Source organism: Maribacter dokdonensis DSW-8 (assembly GCF_001447995.1).
GTDB classification, from domain to species: domain Bacteria; phylum Bacteroidota; class Bacteroidia; order Flavobacteriales; family Flavobacteriaceae; genus Maribacter; species Maribacter dokdonensis.
Map to the genome: position 1 here is coordinate 52678 of NZ_LDPE01000008.1, position 18816 is coordinate 71493.

General features: G+C 34.5%; 19 protein-coding genes. 6 read left to right on the forward strand and 13 right to left on the reverse strand.

The window, feature by feature from the left end; all coding sequences use genetic code 11:
- Positions 1–117 precede the first annotated feature (117 nt).
- The 4 genes from I600_RS17945 to I600_RS17960 all read left to right on the forward strand — a co-directional run bounded on the left by I600_RS17945 (position 118) and on the right by I600_RS17960 (position 4913).
- Complete coding sequence (locus I600_RS17945) at positions 118–2748, forward strand: valine--tRNA ligase (RefSeq protein ID WP_058105955.1); 2631 nt, start codon at positions 118–120, stop codon at positions 2746–2748.
- Positions 2749–2872: 124 nt separating this feature from the next.
- The gene (locus I600_RS17950) at positions 2873–3757 is read left to right on the forward strand and encodes a dienelactone hydrolase family protein (protein ID WP_058105956.1); all 885 of its coding nucleotides are present in this window, start codon (positions 2873–2875) and stop codon (positions 3755–3757) included.
- A gap of 141 nt (positions 3758–3898) precedes the next feature.
- Positions 3899–4066 carry a lmo0937 family membrane protein gene (locus tag I600_RS17955; protein ID WP_027067903.1) on the forward strand — a complete coding sequence of 56 codons (168 nt, stop codon included), beginning with the start codon at positions 3899–3901 and terminating at the stop codon, positions 4064–4066.
- Between the two features lie 82 nt (positions 4067–4148).
- The gene (locus I600_RS17960; RefSeq protein WP_198033510.1) at positions 4149–4913 is read left to right on the forward strand and encodes a creatininase family protein; all 765 of its coding nucleotides are present in this window, start codon (positions 4149–4151) and stop codon (positions 4911–4913) included.
- Here the strand turns inward: I600_RS17960 and I600_RS17965 are convergent.
- From I600_RS17965 to rsfS, 7 genes are all read right to left on the reverse strand, one after another.
- Positions 4907–5380 carry a hypothetical protein gene (locus I600_RS17965; RefSeq protein ID WP_058105957.1) on the reverse strand — a complete coding sequence of 158 codons (474 nt, stop codon included), beginning with the start codon at positions 5378–5380 and terminating at the stop codon, positions 4907–4909. The genes I600_RS17960 and I600_RS17965 overlap by 7 nt on opposite strands.
- A 79-nt stretch (positions 5381–5459) precedes the next feature.
- Positions 5460–5726: an acyl-CoA-binding protein gene (locus I600_RS17970; RefSeq protein WP_058105958.1), complete on the reverse strand. Its 267-nt coding sequence runs from the start codon at positions 5724–5726 to the stop codon at positions 5460–5462.
- A complete protein-coding gene (locus I600_RS17975) occupies positions 5701–6384 on the reverse strand; it encodes a phosphatidylserine decarboxylase family protein (RefSeq protein ID WP_058105959.1) in 684 nt (227 codons plus the stop codon). The genes I600_RS17970 and I600_RS17975 overlap by 26 nt, the downstream gene beginning before the upstream one ends.
- Positions 6374–7177, reverse strand: coding sequence for a phosphatidate cytidylyltransferase (locus tag I600_RS17980; protein WP_058105960.1), 804 nt, complete (start codon positions 7175–7177; stop codon positions 6374–6376). The genes I600_RS17975 and I600_RS17980 overlap by 11 nt, the downstream gene beginning before the upstream one ends.
- Before the next feature lies 1 nt (position 7178).
- Positions 7179–7790 carry an LUD domain-containing protein gene (locus I600_RS17985; RefSeq protein ID WP_058105961.1) on the reverse strand — a complete coding sequence of 204 codons (612 nt, stop codon included), beginning with the start codon at positions 7788–7790 and terminating at the stop codon, positions 7179–7181.
- 41 nt (positions 7791–7831) lie between these two features.
- Complete coding sequence (gene ftsH / locus I600_RS17990; RefSeq protein WP_058105962.1) at positions 7832–9835, reverse strand: ATP-dependent zinc metalloprotease FtsH; 2004 nt, start codon at positions 9833–9835, stop codon at positions 7832–7834.
- Positions 9836–9844: 9 nt separating this feature from the next.
- On the reverse strand, positions 9845–10222 hold the full coding sequence (gene rsfS, locus I600_RS17995; protein ID WP_058105963.1) for a ribosome silencing factor: 378 nt from the start codon (positions 10220–10222) through the stop codon (positions 9845–9847).
- 93 nt (positions 10223–10315) lie between these two features.
- On the opposite strand from rsfS, the gene I600_RS18000 reads away from it, so the two are divergent.
- Positions 10316–11047 (forward strand): biotin--[acetyl-CoA-carboxylase] ligase, encoded by a 732-nt coding sequence (locus tag I600_RS18000; protein WP_058105964.1) that lies wholly within the window; start codon positions 10316–10318, stop codon positions 11045–11047.
- Here the strand turns inward: I600_RS18000 and I600_RS18005 are convergent.
- Entirely contained in the window at positions 11044–11436 is a 393-nt protein-coding gene (locus I600_RS18005; RefSeq protein WP_058105965.1) for a hypothetical protein, read from the reverse strand. The genes I600_RS18000 and I600_RS18005 overlap by 4 nt on opposite strands.
- Before the next feature lie 3 nt (positions 11437–11439).
- Positions 11440–12084 carry an orotate phosphoribosyltransferase gene (gene pyrE / locus I600_RS18010; protein WP_058105966.1) on the reverse strand — a complete coding sequence of 215 codons (645 nt, stop codon included), beginning with the start codon at positions 12082–12084 and terminating at the stop codon, positions 11440–11442.
- 7 nt (positions 12085–12091) lie between these two features.
- Here pyrE and I600_RS18015 point away from each other — a divergent pair, with 7 nt between their 5' ends.
- Positions 12092–12682: an NUDIX hydrolase gene (locus I600_RS18015; RefSeq protein ID WP_058106014.1), complete on the forward strand. Its 591-nt coding sequence runs from the start codon at positions 12092–12094 to the stop codon at positions 12680–12682.
- Positions 12683–12684: 2 nt separating this feature from the next.
- Here I600_RS18015 and I600_RS18020 read toward each other — a convergent pair whose 3' ends face one another.
- The 4 genes from I600_RS18020 to I600_RS18035 form a co-directional block, all read right to left on the reverse strand.
- Positions 12685–14427, reverse strand: coding sequence for a M14 family metallopeptidase (locus tag I600_RS18020; RefSeq protein WP_058105967.1), 1743 nt, complete (start codon positions 14425–14427; stop codon positions 12685–12687).
- Positions 14428–14493: 66 nt separating this feature from the next.
- Positions 14494–14898: a response regulator gene (locus I600_RS18025; RefSeq protein WP_058105968.1), complete on the reverse strand. Its 405-nt coding sequence runs from the start codon at positions 14896–14898 to the stop codon at positions 14494–14496.
- Entirely contained in the window at positions 14885–16738 is a 1854-nt protein-coding gene (locus I600_RS18030) for a PAS domain-containing sensor histidine kinase (protein ID WP_058105969.1), read from the reverse strand. The genes I600_RS18025 and I600_RS18030 overlap by 14 nt, the downstream gene beginning before the upstream one ends.
- A gap of 114 nt (positions 16739–16852) precedes the next feature.
- Positions 16853–18700: an ATP-binding protein gene (locus tag I600_RS18035; protein WP_058105970.1), complete on the reverse strand. Its 1848-nt coding sequence runs from the start codon at positions 18698–18700 to the stop codon at positions 16853–16855.
- Positions 18701–18816 lie beyond the last annotated feature (116 nt).

The following is an 18816-nucleotide window of genomic DNA, read 5'->3' on the forward strand; positions in this document are numbered from 1 at the left end:
CTTATTTTTGTTTCGTATTTAATTTTAGGTAAAATTTAGCTGAAATGACCGTTAGAATGTCAGTTCGGCTTTATTTTTAATAACCACATATTTATTTATTCAAAAACTGTTCCAAATATGGAAATTCCTTCAAAATATAATCCGCAGTCCACAGAATCTCAATGGTATGAGTATTGGATGAAAAACGGATATTTTCATTCGGTTCCCGATGATAGGGAACCTTATAGTATTGTAATACCACCACCAAACGTAACCGGTATTCTTCATATGGGGCATATGCTGAACAATACTATACAAGATGTATTGATCAGAAGAGCTCGTTTATTAGGTAAAAATGCATGCTGGGTACCTGGTACGGATCACGCATCTATTGCTACAGAGGCAAAAGTGGTGGCTAAATTAAAAGAGCAAGGTATCAATAAAAATGACCTTACAAGGGAAGAGTTTTTGAAACATGCTTGGGACTGGACACACCAGTATGGGGGTATCATACTAGAGCAGTTAAAGAAATTGGGCTGTTCTTGTGATTGGGACCGTACAGCGTTCACTATGGACCAAGAAAGATATGATAGTGTTATAAAAGTGTTCATAGACCTTTATAATAAAGGGTTGATTTATCGCGGTTATCGTATGGTAAATTGGGATCCAGAGGCGCAAACAACATTGTCTGATGAAGAAGTGGTATATGAAGAAAAACAAGGTTTGTTGTACTATTTGTCATATGCCATAGAAGGTTCAGATGAAAAAGTGACCATTGCTACCACAAGACCAGAGACTATTTTGGGTGATACAGCTATATGTATTAACCCTAACGATGAGCGCTTTACCCATTTAAAAGGTAAAAACGTTATTGTTCCTATTTGTAATAGGGTAATACCTATTATAGAAGACGAGTACGTTGATGTAGAGTTCGGTACCGGTTGTTTAAAGGTGACACCTGCGCATGACATAAATGACAAAGCGCTAGGCGAAAAGCATAACTTGGAGACTATAGATATCTTTAATGATGATGCCACCTTAAATAGTTTTGGTATGCATTACGAGGGTAAAGATCGTTTTGTAGTTAGAAAAGAAATCTCAAAAGAATTGGAGGAAAAGGGTATTTTGGTAAAAACCGAAACCCATATCAATAAGGTAGGTACCTCAGAAAGAACCAAAGCTGTCATTGAACCTAAACTGTCTGATCAGTGGTTTTTAAAAATGGAAGATTTGGCAAAACCCGCTTTAGAAGCAGTGTTGGAAAGTGGAGATGTAAAACTGCATCCAAAGAAATTTGAAAATACATATCGCCATTGGATGGAGAACGTTCGTGATTGGAACATCTCTAGACAATTGTGGTGGGGACAACAGATACCGGCGTTCTATTTTGGTGACGGTCAAGAAGATTTTGTGGTTGCCGCTAATTTAAAGGAGGCCTTAGAACTGGCAAAGGAGAAATCTGGCAATTCAGATTTGCAGGAAAGTGATTTAAGGCAAGATGCCGATGTGCTAGATACTTGGTTTTCATCTTGGTTATGGCCAATGAGTGTATTTGGAGGCATTATGGATCCTGATAATGAAGAGGTGAATTATTACTATCCTACCAACGATTTGGTTACGGGTCCGGATATTCTATTCTTCTGGGTAGCTAGAATGATAGTTGCTGGGTATGAGTTTAGAGGTAAGAAACCTTTTGAGAATGTTTATTTCACAGGTTTGGTAAGGGATAAGCAACGTCGCAAGATGTCTAAATCTTTGGGGAACTCGCCAGATGCATTAAAATTAATTGAAGATTATGGAGCGGATGGCGTACGTGTTGGTTTGTTGTTAAGTTCGGCGGCAGGTAACGATTTAATGTTCGATGAAGATCTGTGTCAGCAAGGAAAAAACTTTGCCAATAAAATTTGGAACGGTTTCCGATTGGTTAAAGGTTGGGAGGTTGCAGATATACCACAGCCCGAAGCATCAAAACTTGGTTTAGAGTGGTACGAGTCTAAATTGAACAAGACCTTGGTAGAGATTGAGGATCACTTTAGCAAGTTCCGTATTTCCGATGCTTTAATGTCAATTTATAAATTGGTTTGGGATGATTATAGTTCTTCTTTATTGGAGATTATTAAACCTGCATACCAACAACCTATTGATAAAATTACTTTTGATAAGGTAATTCAACTGTTTGAGCAGAACTTGAAATTGTTACATCCGTTCATGCCATTTTTGACCGAGGAGGTGTGGCAGCATATTTCAAAAAGGAGCGAGAGCGAAGCATTGGTGATTGCAAAGTGGCCAACAATAGGTAAAATAGATGAACAATTATTGGAAGAGTTCGATTTTGCTGCTGAGGTTAATGCCGGTATCAGAACTATAAGAAAGAATAAGAATATTCCTATGAAGGAAGCATTGGAATTATCTGTTTTAAATACCGAAAAGGTGAGTGATCGTTTTGATGTTGTTATATCAAAACTTACCAATGTTTCTGATATTGCTTATACAGAAGAGCAGTTAGAAGGTGCATTGACATTTAGGGTAAAGAGTAACGAATACTTTGTACCTATGGAAGGTGCTATAGATATTGAGGCTGAAATTGTGAAGATTAACGAAGAGTTGAAATATACCAAAGGATTCTTACAGTCTGTTCAGAAGAAATTATCTAATGAGCGTTTTGTCAATAATGCCCCTGAAAAGGTAATAGCAATTGAGCGTCAAAAATTAGCTGATGCCGAGGCTAAAATTGAAACTTTAGAAAAGAGTTTAGCAAGTTTAGGCTAATATTTTTTAATAGATAACAAAGCCTCATTCCCATATTTTGGGAGTGAGGCTTTTTCTATTGTTAAAATCATGGACGTACTCAAGTGCTTTTTGTAATTTTAAATAGAACCAAAAAGCTTTGAAAATGAAATCATTAAGAAAAGAGGATATTAAACAAGAAGTGTTTGATCTTTACGATGCCTATGCGCATAATAAACTAGAAAGACGAGACTTTGTGCAAAAACTATCAATGTATGCGGTAGGAGGTATTACGGTGCCTTCGTTAATGAGTTTTTTAATGCCAGATTACGAAACTACGTTATTGGTTGATAAAAACAATCCTGATCTTGATTCTGGTTTTATTACCTATGATTCGCCAAAAGGTGGTGGGGAGATTAAGGCATTACTATCACAACCAAAATCAGCTGACGTAAAGTTACCGGGTATAGTGGTGGTACATGAAAATAGAGGTTTGAATCCGTATATCGAGGATACGGCAAGAAGAGCTGCTCTAGCGGGTTTTATCACGATTGCCCCAGATGCTTTAAGTCCGTTAGGTGGTTATCCGGGAAATGATGATGAAGGTAGGGAAATGCAACGGAAAAGAGACAGAAATGAAATGCTTGAGGATTTTATTGCAGCATTTAATTATTTAAAGAATCATGAAGGGTGTACAGGTAAGATAGGGGTTGTAGGTTTTTGTTTCGGTGGATGGATCTCTAATATGATGGCAGTGAAAGTGCCGGAATTAGCAGCTGCTGTTCCATTTTATGGCGGTCAGCCTACGGAAGGAATAGAAGATATAAACGCTCCTTTATTACTGCAATACGCAGGTTTGGACGAACGTGTAAATGCCGGATGGCCTGAATATGAAAAAAAGCTTAATGAGCTGGGTAAAGAAAATACAGCCTATTTCTATCCGAAAGTTAATCATGGTTTTCATAATACGTCAACTCCAAGATATGACGAACCGGCAGCAGAATTGGCATGGTCGCGAACCATTGATTTTTTTAAGGAAAATTTAATGTAAGTGGTTGGTTTTTAGTACTTGTAGTGAAGTGTGTTGATGGTATGCTGCTGATTTAGAGCTAGTAATCAATTCGTTTGAGTTAAGGGTAAAGGGGTAATGCCTTTAACTTTGTCATATAAACAATCTAAAAAAACACACATTATGAGAAGTCTATTATGGTTAGTAGCAGTTATTTGTATAATTATATGGTTATTAGGAATGTTAGGAATTGTTCCTGGACTTGCAACCGGTAGTTTAGTACATATTTTATTAGTGATTGCAGTTATTGTAATTCTATACAACATTATATCTGGTAAAAAAGTCCTGTAAGTACATTACATTAAGTAAATAATATACATACCCTTGAATTTATTCAAGGGTTTTTTTATGCGTATATAGTATCTTTAATACTATGATACGACCATATATACTAGCAGAAACAAACTGGAATCATTTAAAGGATGAAAATATAGAACTGGCGGTATTACCGTGGGGTGCAACAGAAGCACATAATTATCATCTGCCATATGGCACAGATAACTACCAAGCTGAAAATATGGTTGAAGCTGCGGGTAAGATCGCATGGGAAAAGGGTAAAAAAGTAATTATTTTGCCCACCATACCTTACGGTGTCAATACTGGGCAAAAGGATATTTATTTAGATATGAATTTAAATCCGTCTACCCAACTGGCAATATTGAAAGACTTGGTAACTGTTTTGGATAGACAGGGAATTAGAAAACTACTATTGTTCAATGGGCATGGTGGAAATAACTTTAAACCAATTGTTAGGGAACTGGGTTTATTGTTTCCAAAGATGTTCATCAGCTTCTGCTTTTTTCCACCAATGTTAGATAAATCTAAATATTTTAAGGAAAAAGGTGATCATGCAGATGAGATGGAGACTAGCCTAATGCTTTATTTAAGACCAGAACTGGTATTGGCGAAAGAATCATGGGGTAGTGGTAGTGCTAAAAAATTTAAGATCAAAGCTTATAATGAGGGTTGGGCTTGGGCAGAACGCCAATGGTCTAAAGTTAGTAGTGACACAGGTATAGGTAATCCGGAGTATGCTACTGCTGAAAAAGGAGAACGTTTTTTTAAAGATGTATGTGAAAAATTAGAAGATCTTATCTGTTCTCTTTGTGATGCGGATTTAGAAGATTTATATCATTGATTTTTAATGGCAATCAATTGTTCTGACGATGGTTCCGTACTGGCAGTTTTTTCAAGATTGTTATTCAAATCTATTTTTAAGGATAAAAGGGCACTTAAAATGATTATATTCTTAACTATATATTGCCCTGCCAAGGTAAAAACCAATTCACCTTTGCCAAAAATTTCTTCTGGTAATAAAAATAAAGGAGTAAACGTGAAAAGTATGTGAACTATAGCTATACTGATAAAAATCCTGGGTTTCCAGTTTGCAATGAGAAAGACACCTATTAAGGTTTCAACAACTGCTAATACAATTAAGCTTAAGGAGGAATGCAAAATTCCAAAAGTCAAAATTCCGATTGTATTGGTGGCTAAATCTTCGGCCGGACTTAGATTGGGTATAAATTTTATAAAGCCAAAAAATAGATAAACAAGTCCTATGGAGATTCTGAGAATGTTGAGTTTTAATTTTTCTAGTTGTTTCATTTGGCACGTGTCATATGTTTAAATAAAATTTTAAACTCTACTGCAACAACTATAAATTTAAATTAAATTTTACAAAAGGTCATTGTCCTGCCTTCAATTCTTTCGTAGCTAATTCAATATAAGCTTGCATAGCCTTTTTTTTGCTCATATTCTTGGCTTGAAAAAGGGCGTTTGCCTTAAATGCATTTATCAAAGGAGTTTTACTGCCTGGGTTTTCAAAATTAGCATTCGCTATTTTGTAATAGGCATAAAGTTTTAAAAGAACATCTGCAGGTATAGGTTCAGTATAGTTATTTACCAAATCAACCGTCTTCTCAAATTCAGTATGTAAGTTCGTCTTTTTCATTTGGGTCAATAAAAGTAGCAATACACGTGCCGGCGCCTTTAACTTTTTGGTTAAGTTTTACATTAATTTGGCAGTCTAGTGGTAAAAACAAATCTACTCTTGAGCCAAACTTGATAAAACCGGCATCGTCACCTTGCTGCACACTTTCACCTTCTTCAGCATAATTTACAATTCGTCTGGCCAATGCACCCGCAATTTGTCGGTAAAGAATTTCTCCGAATTTAGGTGTTTTTATGACTACCGTTGTTCTTTCGTTTTCTTCGCTTGATTTTGGGTGCCATGCTACTAGGTACTTACCTGGGTGATATTTTGAGAAAGTAATACTACCGCTTGCAGGGTATCTGGTAACATGTACGTTAACGGGAGACATGAAGATAGATACTTGCCTTCTCTTATCCTTAAAATATTCTTTCTCTTCTACTTCTTCAATAACTACAACCTTGCCATCTACAGGAGACAAAATTTCATTAAAATCTTTTTTGGCCAGTCTTTTAGGGTTTCTGAAAAACTGTAGTATAATTATCAAGATAATTAAGCCAAGTATTTGTACCGTTAGCTTCAGCCATGCTATATCAATAAAGAAATGGGCCAATAGTATACTAACCCCAACAAGTAAAAAAGAAAACAATATTATTTTTTGTCCCTCTCTATGAAACATAACTAAAAATATTTAAAGTTAAATATGCAAACGGTGCTGCAAAAACCAAACTATCCAAACGATCAAGCATACCACCATGACCTGGTAATATGGCTCCACTATCCTTAACGCCAGCTGTTCGTTTGAATTTAGATTCTATTAAATCTCCTAAACTACCCGCAACAACTATAACAGTAGCAAGTATCATCCATTGAATAGGACTAATTAGCTCCTCAAAAGTTGCCATAAGATAAGCTGCTGCCAGTGCAAATATAAAACCTCCTAAAGTACCTTCAATAGTTTTTTTAGGAGAAACTGATGGAAAAAGTTTAGTACGCCCAATACTTTTGCCAACTAAATATGCAAATGAATCATTTACCCATATCAATATAAAAATGCCCATGATCAATAATTTGGCAAATGCATCATTTTTATAAGGTATCATAGTAAGAAAAATACATCCTCCACCAATGTAGAACAATCCTACTATAAATTTTAATGGAGTGTTGAGTACTAAAGGTTTTTTTGTGAAAAGGTTGATCAATAGAAAAATATCTACTACTATAGTAATTAGCATAAGTATATTAATAACCTGCTGGTCTTTTACCAAATATATAAATGCCCACCAAAGCGCTAAGTATGCTGCAAATATGTGATATCCTTTAAGACGAACCAATTTTTTATACTCGTAAAGGCATGCTAGTCCAAAGGTCATAAATAGAAAATCGAACGCATCGGAGCTTAAAAATACTGCTGACAGCAATAAAATGATATATACAGCCCCAGTTAATGACCTTCGTAAAATTTCTTTCATACTATAAATCTTCCAGTAGTAAAAGATAAAGATTTTTAGTACTACTACCATACGTTAGAAAATCATCTGAATTTTCTGCGGTAGCTTTAAAGTGTTTTAAAGTGGTTATGTTGGCCGGTATTTTTTGGCCATACTTCTTTTTTATGGTCTTAAGACCTTCTCCAATTGATTCTACCAATTGACTTGTAGTCGCAAATACAACTACGTTACTTGGTAATTCATTAACCTTTTTTTCCAGTAATTGGTTAGAGCAAACTAAAATACTACCATTTTGTGCAATTAAATGCTCGCAGGTAGTAAAGAATACTTCGCTTTGTCTAGCATTGTCGGTAAAGGTAATAGGTTCTTTAGAAAATTTTTGGGCTAGCCTTTCATTGAGAACAAAGAAAGGCTCATTCTCCCAATTATTTTCAGTAACTATGTTCTGTATGGCTCGTGAAACCTCATTGTCAGAATCGCAATAGATAAATTTACCTCCATTCTGTTTAAAATGAATAGTAAATTTTTCATCAACAGGTATATTTAAATCGGGCATATGGTCACCACGCGTTTCTGCTGTTTCTTTCGAAACTTTCTTCTTGCCGCCACCAAATAAAATATCTAAAAACCCCATTTATACTATTGAACTAATTGCTTATCTAAAGTACTGCAATTTTACTTATTTTCAGTAATTTCTTGCTGCTCTGTAGAATTATTATCCTCTTCTTCTTTAAGTTTCTTTTCGTTTTCTAACGCTAAAATATCTTTTTCAAAATTTCGCTTACCAAAGATTTTTTCCAAATCTTCCTTAAAGATAACCTCTTTCTCCAACAATCGTTCTGCTAAAGTGGTTAGTTTATCTTTATTGTCCGTTAAAACTTTAATGGCACGTTGATACTGTTCTTCAATAATTTTTGAAATTTCGGCATCTATTTTACGAGCGGTGTCTTCGCTATACGGTTTTGAGAATCCATAAGAATCTTGACCTGATGAATCATAATAAGTAATGTTTCCTATTTCATCATTAAGTCCGTAAATAGTAACCATTGCCCTAGCTTGTTTGGTTACTTTCTCCAGGTCACTCAAAGCGCCTGTGGAAATTTTGTTGAAAATCACCTTTTCAGCAGCTCTACCGCCCATAGTTGCACACATTTCATCAAGCATTTGTTCAGGCCTAACGATCAAGCGCTCTTCAGGTAAATACCAAGCTGCTCCTAAAGATTGTCCTCTTGGTACAATAGTAACTTTTACTAACGGTGCAGCGTGTTCTAGCATCCAACTTGTGGTTGCGTGACCAGCTTCGTGGTAAGCAATGGTTTCTTTTTCACCAGGTGTTATAATCTTATTTTTCTTTTCAAGACCACCTACAATTCTATCTACAGCGTCTAGGAAATCTTGTTTGGTTACAGCTTTCTTTTCATTGCGAGCAGCTATTAAAGCGGCTTCATTACATACATTGGCGATATCAGCACCTGAGAAACCAGGTGTTTGTCTTGCCAAGAAATCTAAATCTAAAGTCTCGGCAGTTTTAATAGGTCTTAAATGAACTTCAAAAATTTCCTTACGCTCACGAATATCCGGTAGGTCAACATAAATCTGTCTATCAAATCTACCGGCACGCATTAATGCTTTATCCAAAACATCTGCACGGTTGGTAGCAGCAAGTACTATTACATTGGTGTTAGTGCCAAAACCATCCATTTCGGTCAATAGCTGGTTCAAAGTATTTTCACGTTCATCATTGGATCCCGTGAAGTTATTTTTTCCTCTGGCTCTACCTATAGCATCAATTTCATCAATAAATATAATTGCCGGAGATTTGTCTTTAGCTTGCTTGAATAAATCACGTACTCTAGATGCACCTACACCTACGAACATTTCAACGAAATCTGAACCGGATAAAGAGAAGAAAGGTACCTTAGCTTCACCTGCAACGGCTTTGGCCAAAAGTGTTTTACCTGTTCCTGGAGGTCCTACTAATAATGCACCTTTTGGTATTTTACCACCTAATGATGTATACTTATCCGGATTTCTTAAGAATTCTACGATCTCTTCAACTTCTTCTTTTGCACCTTCTAAACCGGCAACGTCTTTAAAAGATGTTCTTGTATCTGTCTTTTCGTCAAACAACTTCGCTTTAGATTTTCCGATGTTGAAGATCTGTCCACCGGCACCGCCTCCGCCTCCGCCAGACATTCTACGCATTAGATAGATCCAAATACCAATAATCAATACAAATGGTAATAAGGATAAAAGGAAATCTAAAATGGCTGTAGATTCTTTTCCAAATTCAATAATGGTATCTAAGTTGTTCTCTTTTTTGATTTCAGTTATTTCATTTTGAAATATTTGAAGATCACCATAGTCTAATGTATACTGAGGTACATTGCCAGATGATGGAAGAAAGGACTTCTCGTTTACATCTTTATGTACTTCTTTTGCGATGGCCTCATCGGTTAAAAAAACCTTAGCTTGATTTGTATTGGTGATGATCAATATCTTTTTTACATCGCCATTTCTCAAATACTGCTGTAATTCTGAAGTAGTCGTTTTTTGTGTGCTAGCTAGGTCATCACTATTGAACAGTTGAAATCCAATAAGTAATACTGCTACCAATCCGTAAATCCACCAAGAACTAAATTTTGGTTTTTTCGGATTTGTTTTGTTTTCTTTTGCCATTTTAATTTTTTATTGATTAACGCTACTTTCTATGGTCGTGAATTTTGCATCACCCCATAAACCTTCTATGTCATAAAATTCTCGAACTTGCTTTTGGAATACGTGGACTACTACGTTTACATAGTCCATCAATACCCATTCGGCATTGTCCTCGCCTTCTACGTGCCAGGGTTTATCTTGAATCGCTTTACTTACTGTTTTTTGGATAGAACCTACGATCGCATTTACATGCGTATTGGACGTACCGTTACAAACTATGAAGTAATCACAAACGGTGTTTTCAATTTCTCTTAAATCTAATAGATTTACATTTTGTCCTTTTACTTCGTCAACTCCTTGTATAATTAATGCAATTAACTCATCTGCGCTAGTTTTATTTTCCTGCATTCAAAAATTTTAATTTTTACAAAGTTATTATTTTTTTGTTCTTTTAGGTCTAGTTTTTAACAATACATTAAAGATTCACAATAAGAACTGTAAATGCAAATAATCAAACTTGATGCCACGCAATCTACAAATACCTATTTAAAAGATTTGTCATTTAAAAGGGAGTTAGATGATTTTACTGTCGTAACTACCAAAAATCAAACTTCAGGTAGGGGGCAGTTAAATGCGAAATGGGAATCTGAGCCTGGTAAGAATCTAGCATTCAGTATATTGAAAAAGAATTTGGATATTCCTATTCAACGAGTTTTTCTTGTAAGTGTTTGTGTTTCATTGGCTATAATAGAGAGCTTAAAAGATTTTGATATACCTGATTTAAGTATTAAATGGCCAAACGACATTCTGTCAGGTAATTACAAAATCGGCGGTATTTTGATCGAAAATATCATAACTGGTTCTAAAATTAAGCGAAGCATAATAGGTTTTGGTTTAAATGTAAACCAAAAATCATTTAAAAGCGCACCACATGCCTCTTCATTAAATGCGATAACCGGTACTGATTTTGATCTTGATGAAATTTTTTATTCGCTGATAGAACATCTACATCAAAACATGATCAAACCTTTTCAATTAATGGAAAGTGAATTGTATGCACAGTATCATGCCCATTTATTTAAAAAAGGGCAAATGAGTACGTTCAAGATTCACGATGACATACAAATTACCGGTACAATTGAAAAAGTTTCTATTGACGGTAAATTGGTAGTGAAACTAGTAAATGGTGATTTTCAAGAATTTGGCTTAAAAGAAATACAGTTACTGTATTAGATTTTTGACAAATTTGTTGACAGCGTATTTATAAAATTCGTGATTGGTGATTTGATCATCATGGCCATCATGGCATTAAATTCACCTTTGAAGCTTAAAATAACTTCACTTTGCTGACCATCAACTTCTTTGATGTCTGCCGTTAAGGTGAATGGCAATTTATCACTGGCCGCACCTAAAATTATTTGTTCAAAAGGAGTTTGCTCTTTTTTTTCCAATACAATTTCGGGCATGCCTTTTAAGGCAAAAAGAAATCTATTTTCATTAAGTACTTCGAACTTATCAATGTTTTCTGGCATTAACTGTCTAAAATTAGATAGTTCGTTCAAAAAGTTAAAAGTATCTTCTTTACTTTTTGCTACTTGTGCCTTAGGCGTTTCTATAAACATATATTATTTATTTGTCCATTTAGAAGGGTCTTTCCTCCATTCCATTAAAGTTGCTAATTGCTCTTCTTTTACATAACCAGTGTCAGAAGCTTGTTCAATTAAATGAGCGTAATTGCTTAACGTGTGCAACTCTGTATTTTCTTCTTTAAAATTAGAATCGGCAGTTTCAAAACCATATGTAAAAATAGCCAACATGCCTTTAACTTTGGCATCTATAGCTTTTAGTGCCTTTACGGCATTTAGGCTGCTTTTACCGGTACTGATCAAATCTTCGATCACAACCACCGTTTGGTGTGCTTCTAAATGACCTTCTATTTGATTTTGACGCCCGTGCGATTTAGGCTCAGGACGTACATATACGAATGGTAGGTTGAGTTTGTCCGCTACCAAAGCACCAATGCCAATTGCCCCGGTGGCAACCCCAACAATACAATCTGGCTTGCCATATAATTGTTCAACTTGCTTAGCCATTTCATCACGAATATAGTTTCGGATGATAGGGTAAGAAAGTAAAATCCTATTGTCGCAATATATAGGAGATTTCCAACCCGAAGCCCATGTAAAAGGATTTTCGGGTTTCAATTTTATTGCATTAATTTGCAAGAGAAGCTCTGCCGTTTTTTTTGCAGTGTTTTTGTCTAAAACCATGACGCAAATGTATAAAGTTTTTGTTAATGAATTGCCTTTGATTTTAACAAATAAACTCTCCGATACCACAAAGGGTGAGTATTTTTTGTTAAATAAGGAGTCTATTGAAGAGGCTATAAGTTCATTGAGGAAGGGGAAGTTGGAGGAAGCGTTCATATACCACCCAAACCACGATGAAATTTTAAAAAAGTTTACTCAAGAAATACCACTGGTAATAGCGGGAGGTGGTGTTGTGTACAATAAGGAAAGAAAAGTTCTTTTCATTTATAGAAATGATAAGTGGGATTTGCCAAAAGGAAAACTTGATAAAGGCGAAACAATTGAAGAGTGTGCCATACGTGAAGTAGAGGAAGAAACAGGAGTCAAAGGCCTTCGATTGGATAATTACTTGCGCACTACATATCATGTTTTTAGGCGTAATGGTATTACCAAACTAAAACAAGTATTTTGGTACGAAATGAGTACCGATTATGAGGGTAAATTAAAACCTGAGAAAAAAGAAGGCATTTTTAAAGTTAGATGGAAAGGTCCTGAAAAAATTAAAAAAGCCTTGGAGAATTCTTATGTGAACATAAGAATTCTATTTGAAGAAGATTAAATTCAGTTAGTTATTCTATAGATCGGATATTGCATGTAAGCCTCCTCATAGTGTTTACTATGTTTAAATAACCATTTTAGTTGTAGGTACCAGTTGTTCTTAAAATCTAAGTCTTCTATCTTTTTATTTTCAAATTCAGATTTTAGTATGGTATCATTGTTTAGCATCTCTAAAGCGGTGTCCTCAAAAACATAAGGAGAAAATCCTTCTTTTTGTTGTAGAATAGTATCAAAAAAGTTCCAGTTAAAAAATGAATCTACGGCACTAGGCTCCAATGTTTCAATAATATATCTAAGACCGGGTTGATCTACTGGTATTACAATATCGCCAGCTTTGAATTCTTTAGTAATATTGGTCACGTTTACAGAAGTATTATAATGAGGATAATGACCTTCGTAAGGTGATGTATACGTACTGTAATCGTCAATTTGATATGATTCGACCAATATCGTGGAATCTTGTTTTAATTCAGTGTACGAAATTTTATTCAAGTCCAATCTTTTAATAACATTGTGCCACTGCTTTCCTAGTACGTATGCTTTTGGTATTTGGATGGAGTCAGATGCCTTAAAATAATCTTGATAAGTTATTTCAGTTTCTATAGGTACTTCTCGGTTATATTTTAGTCTGTTAAAACCTGTAATTTCACTAGTTAATGTATCGGCCTTAAACCCTTTAAATATAAAACTTGAAGCTTTAGTTGTATCTACTTGCCATTGAGTAGGGTAGTAATCATTCTGCTGAAAAGCGTTTTTTGCAGCATTTCTCATTTCTTTTATTTTGCGACCATCTTTTTCTGCTATTGCAATCATGTTCAACATGAGTTGGTACGTTCCCGCTACACGTTGATCGTAGGGTTTTAGCATATGTGTCTCTACCATCATACCTACGGTATTCCATAGCGTGGTGTACCCCGTAGAGTACCTAGGGTTGTCCAGAAATTGCTGAAATCCATTTTCTGGCGGTGAGTTAAATACATTTACATAGGGCGTAATATCCCACCCGTTGTTCAATAAAGAGTCTTGTAGTTGGGGCATTAGGTCATCATGAACATATTTACCCAATTTTCCTCCTAATTTATTGTGCTGGGTAAATAAATGGGTAAGGGTGTATTGATAGTCCGCACCGTTGCTAACATGGTTATCTATAAAAACATCTGGATCAATTAGATGAAAAATCTTGTTAAAGGTTTCCGTGTTTTTGGTATCCGTTTTTATAAAATCCCTATTAAGGTCATAGTTCTTGGCATTACCTCTAAAACCATATTCAACCGGGCCATTTTGGTTGGCACGGGTGGTACTGTTCCTATTAAGGGCGCCACCAACATTATAAACAGGTATGGTAGCAATAATGGTTTCTTTAGGCGTTTTAATTTCATTGCTTGCCAAATCTCTAAAAAGTAACATGGTAGCATCTATACCATCACTCTCCCCAGGATGAATACCGTTATTGATCAATAACATGGTATTGTTCGTCGCTAATTTTTTGAAATCGAAATCACCTTTGCTACTAAATGTTACCACATGTAGCGGCTTGCCACTATCAGTAGTGCCAATGGTCTGTATGTTTATAGTTGAAAATTCTTTGGCAAGTTTTATGTAAAAATCTATTACCTGTTCATAGGTAGCCGTTTCGGTTTTATTGGAAGTTTCAAACGGTGTAGGAAAATCTGTTTTGGTATCTTCAATCTTATTCTCGCAAGAAATCAATGAAAAAAACAATAATAGAGGTAGGATCGCTTTCATGAACAATCAATTAAATTGGTTTAAAGGCCATTAATTGATTGTAAAAATAAGGATTACTTTATTGGTTTATGCAACTTGGGTAATTTCTACAATTTTATTTCTATCAATGGGTTTTTGGTTAAAAGTTATGAGATGATGACTTTTACCTTTAAAATATTCCCATTGTTGTTGGTCACGAGGGTCAATTGAAGAGGTGACAATATTAATTCTAATTTTATCGGTAATGGGAAGATTGATGAAAGCTTCTAAAAACTCCCATCCATCCATAATAGGCATATTGATATCTAAAAATATAATTTGCGGAATTTGTTGTTCATTATTAAAAAAATCGATCATAGCGTCTATGGCAATTTTGCCATTTGCATATGATGCAATCGTATTACAATCTACGCTAGAAGAGATTAATTTTCGCAAACCAAAAACGGTAATTGCGTCGTCATCTATAATAGTGATATCACTAATTTTTTTCATTAAAGAAAATTTTAAATTCTGTTCCTTCTCCTTCTACACTACTAACTTCAACTTTACCGTTCATAGCGTCAATTTGGTTTTTGGTTAGGTATAGTCCTATACCTCTGGCATCTTTATGGTCATGAAAGGTTTTATACATACCAAAGAGTTTTTTGCCATATTTCTCCAAATTTATTCCTAAACCATTGTCTTTTATGGTCAATATTGAATAATTATCTTTTTTCTCCGCACTTAATTCAACTTTGGCTTCTCTTTCGGGGTGTTTATATTTTACCGCATTAGAAATAAAGTTGGTTAAAATGCTATCTAAATATGCCGGTACTGAACTTACCGTGAAATCTTCTGGTATGTTGTTTTCAATAGTGGCATTATTATTTAAAATAAGTGAAGATAAACCTTGCTTAGCATCTGTTATCTTTTCATTTAAATAAAGTTCTTTAATTTCTATATTGGTGTTAGTATTTATTGAAACTACTTCATTTAAATTGTCTAAGGTTTCAAGTAAGCTATTAGAGGCCTTGGTCAACATTTCTACGATCTTTGTCTTTTCATCTTCATCTTTTTCGTTTTCTAAAAAGTTCAGCAGCATTGAAAAATTTGCCGAGTGAGAACGTAAATTATGTGAGACTATATGTGTAAAGTTCAGTAGTTTTTTGTTTTGTACCGAGGCAATGTTTATAATGTTTCTTAATTCTTTTTCTTTTTCTTTAAGTTTTGTAATATCTAAACTAATACCTACAATACCATAAGCTATTCCTTTACTGTTTAATAATGGAATTTTAGAACTAAGAAAAGATGTTGACTTACCATCTAAAGTAATTTTTTTTGTTTCCTTACCAATAATAGGTTCAAGAGTGTTCATTACTTTTAAATCCTCTGCTCGTATTTTTTCTGCGGTCTTAAAAGGATAAAGGTCAAAATCGTTTTTACCTATAACTTCTTTTGGGTCTTTTACGCCAAGGTATTCGCATTCCGCTTTATTGATCAATACCTTTCTGGATTCTGTATCCTTAATGTATACGTTAACAGGTAAATTGTCAATTAGCGTTCTTAACAGTTTTTCATTATCTATAGTTTTAATGTTTGCTTCAACCTGCTCATGTATATCTTGAAAAGTACCTATAAGACCAACCATTTCACCTTTATTATAAATAGGTTTCCCCCCGGCCATTACCCATTTTTCTTTTCCGGCAGCTGTTATGATCTGCAATTTTAAATTACTCCAAGCCTTACCTTTATTTTGTGCTTCGTACAAAGCCATTGATATAGTATTTCTACTATGTCCCTCTTTGTAATAAAATAAGGCATTTTCAATGTTCGGAGAAAAATTTTGCGGTACCTCGTGTATGGCTTTGGTAGTTTCGCACCAAATAAGTTGGTTTTCGGCAATGTTATACTCCCATCTACCAATTTTGCTAATTTCTGCTTGTTGTTGAAGAAATAGTTCTTTCTTGTTCAATTCAAGCTCATTGTTTACTGCATCGGTAATGTTACTTAATTGAATGATGGCCCCAACGATATTTTCATCAACATCATACCAAGGCGCATTGCTCCACTCGAACCAAAGCTCTTGTCCGTCGCAATCAGTGGCTTTATGAATGCCCATTGGCTGAGGATTACCGTTAAAACAATTTTCTATTACCATTTTCCATTTATGGCTTAAATCGGGAAAAACGTCAAATAAGCTATCAGATTTACAGCACTCATTATTTTTATTAAAAAGACTCGTCCATTTGTCAGAAGTCTGAACAATATTAAAATTAGTATCAATGAAGGCTGTTGGTGCCGGCAATTGTCTAATTAAGAACGAGGCATTTGATGTTAGGGGAACTTTTACCATACCGATGAAATTTCTTACGAATTTAACGGGAATGACATATTTAACTATATAATTGTTGTGAATGCTGCCATTTACGTTGTAAAAGATTTAAAAAACTACTTTTTAATTATGTTTTTACTTTTTGTTAAAATGAAACCTAAAAATAGAACCTTGCCCAGGTGTGCTTTCTACAGTGATTTTACCGTTCATGGCTTCCATTTGGTTTTTTGTGATGTAAAGACCAATACCTCTAGATTCTTTGTTTCTATGAAAGGTCTTATAAAGACCAAAAAGTTGGTCTCCATACTTTTCCAAATCTATCCCCAATCCGTTATCCTCAACGCTTAAAGTGGTATAGTTTTTATCTTCCTGTACGCTTAAAATTATGATAGGTTTTTTTTCTTCACACCTATATTTAATAGAATTGGTAATGCAGTTGGTCAAAATACTATTTAAGTAAGCTGGTAAAGCTTTAATAGTCGTGTTATCTGAAATTTCATTAATAATTTTACCATTGGTCTGTTTAAGCAACCCTGCTACATTTTGCTCCACAACAAAAACACTTTCGTTAAGGTTAAGTGATTTCTTTTCATTGTTTACATTTGATTTTACCGCTACAATTTCCCTAAGACCTTTAATTGTTTCAGATAAATTGTCAGATGCGTTAAAAAGCATTGTCATATACTTATTTCGCTGGGTTAGGCCTTTCTCGTCATTAAGAAAGTTTAAGAGCAACGAAAAGTTAGTAGCGTGTGTTTTAAGGTTGTGAGAAACCATGTGGGCAAAATTAAGAAGTTGATCATTTTTTTCTCTTGATGCCGAAATGGTATTCTTTAATTTTTTTTCTAATTTGGTTTGTGTGGTAATATTTTCTACAGTGCAGAGAATACTCTTTTTATTGTTTTTACCCACAACTAAATTACCTGTAACCTTTAAATTTAAATGATGTTTTAGTTTATTGGTGAAGGTGAATTTAACAGGCTTAAATGCGCCGTTTTCTTCTAATTGATCTGTTAAACTTTCTAATTTTCCGGTGACTGAAGAATTAACGAATTTTTTAAAGCTCTGGTTTAAGAAAGTGGGCTTCTCAAATCCAGATAATTTTAAAAATTGATGATTGACATTTATAAATCTCCCAGTTTCAAAATCAACAATGGCAAGACCTTGAGGAATTTTCTCAAATAATGGGTATTCATTAAGTTCGTCTTCTAATTTTGAAAGTTGAACATCTATTTGATTTTCTTTATCAACCTCTTGAATGGTTCCTATGACTCTAATGCATTTACCATCTTTAAACTTTGGTCTACCAATGGTGTTTACCCAAATAATATTCCCATTCTGTTGTTTAAGTTGAGCTTTTACATTCCAAGGTTTTCCTAGGTTGATAGCCTCTTCCACTGCTTTTTGTATTATTTTTTTAGAGTCATCTATGTAAAAAGCAATGGCATTGTCTAAAGTTGGTTCAAAGTCGGTTTTTACACCATATATTTTATTTACAATTGGTGTCCAGTGTAAAGAGTTGTTGATAATGTCAAGCTCCCAACTGCCAATTTTTGCGACAGAACTTTTATTATTAAGTAACAGTTTTGTTTTATTCAGTTCCCGTTCTAATTCTTCTGTTTTTGAAATGGGCTCAACTTTAATGATCACACCAATTATATTTCCATATCCATCTTTCCAAGGATTTAAGTGCCATATGGAATCTTCAGATGAATAATGACAATCTTTAGCGTTGTATTTAAACTTAATGTCCCGTAAACCGTCTAAACTATATTTTAAACGGGTAGAAAGATCTTGAGACAGTTCAGGAAATAGACTTGTAAAGTTTTCACCTTCTATTTGGTCAAGATCCAATTGAAAATTGGCAAGCCATCTAGGTGATGCACTCATTAAATTAAAACCAGTATCTATAATGGCAATAGACGATGGAATTTGGTTGATCCAATCTAAAGAAAATGATGAACTATTTTTTGATTTAAGCATAGGTGGAAAGAATTTTCCTACTAAATTATAAGAATATTCTAACCTTGCCTCGTAAATTGTTGTGTTTTTGCGAAAAAGTGTGGTTCAGGCAGCCTTTTATGTTGTCAGGCCGATGA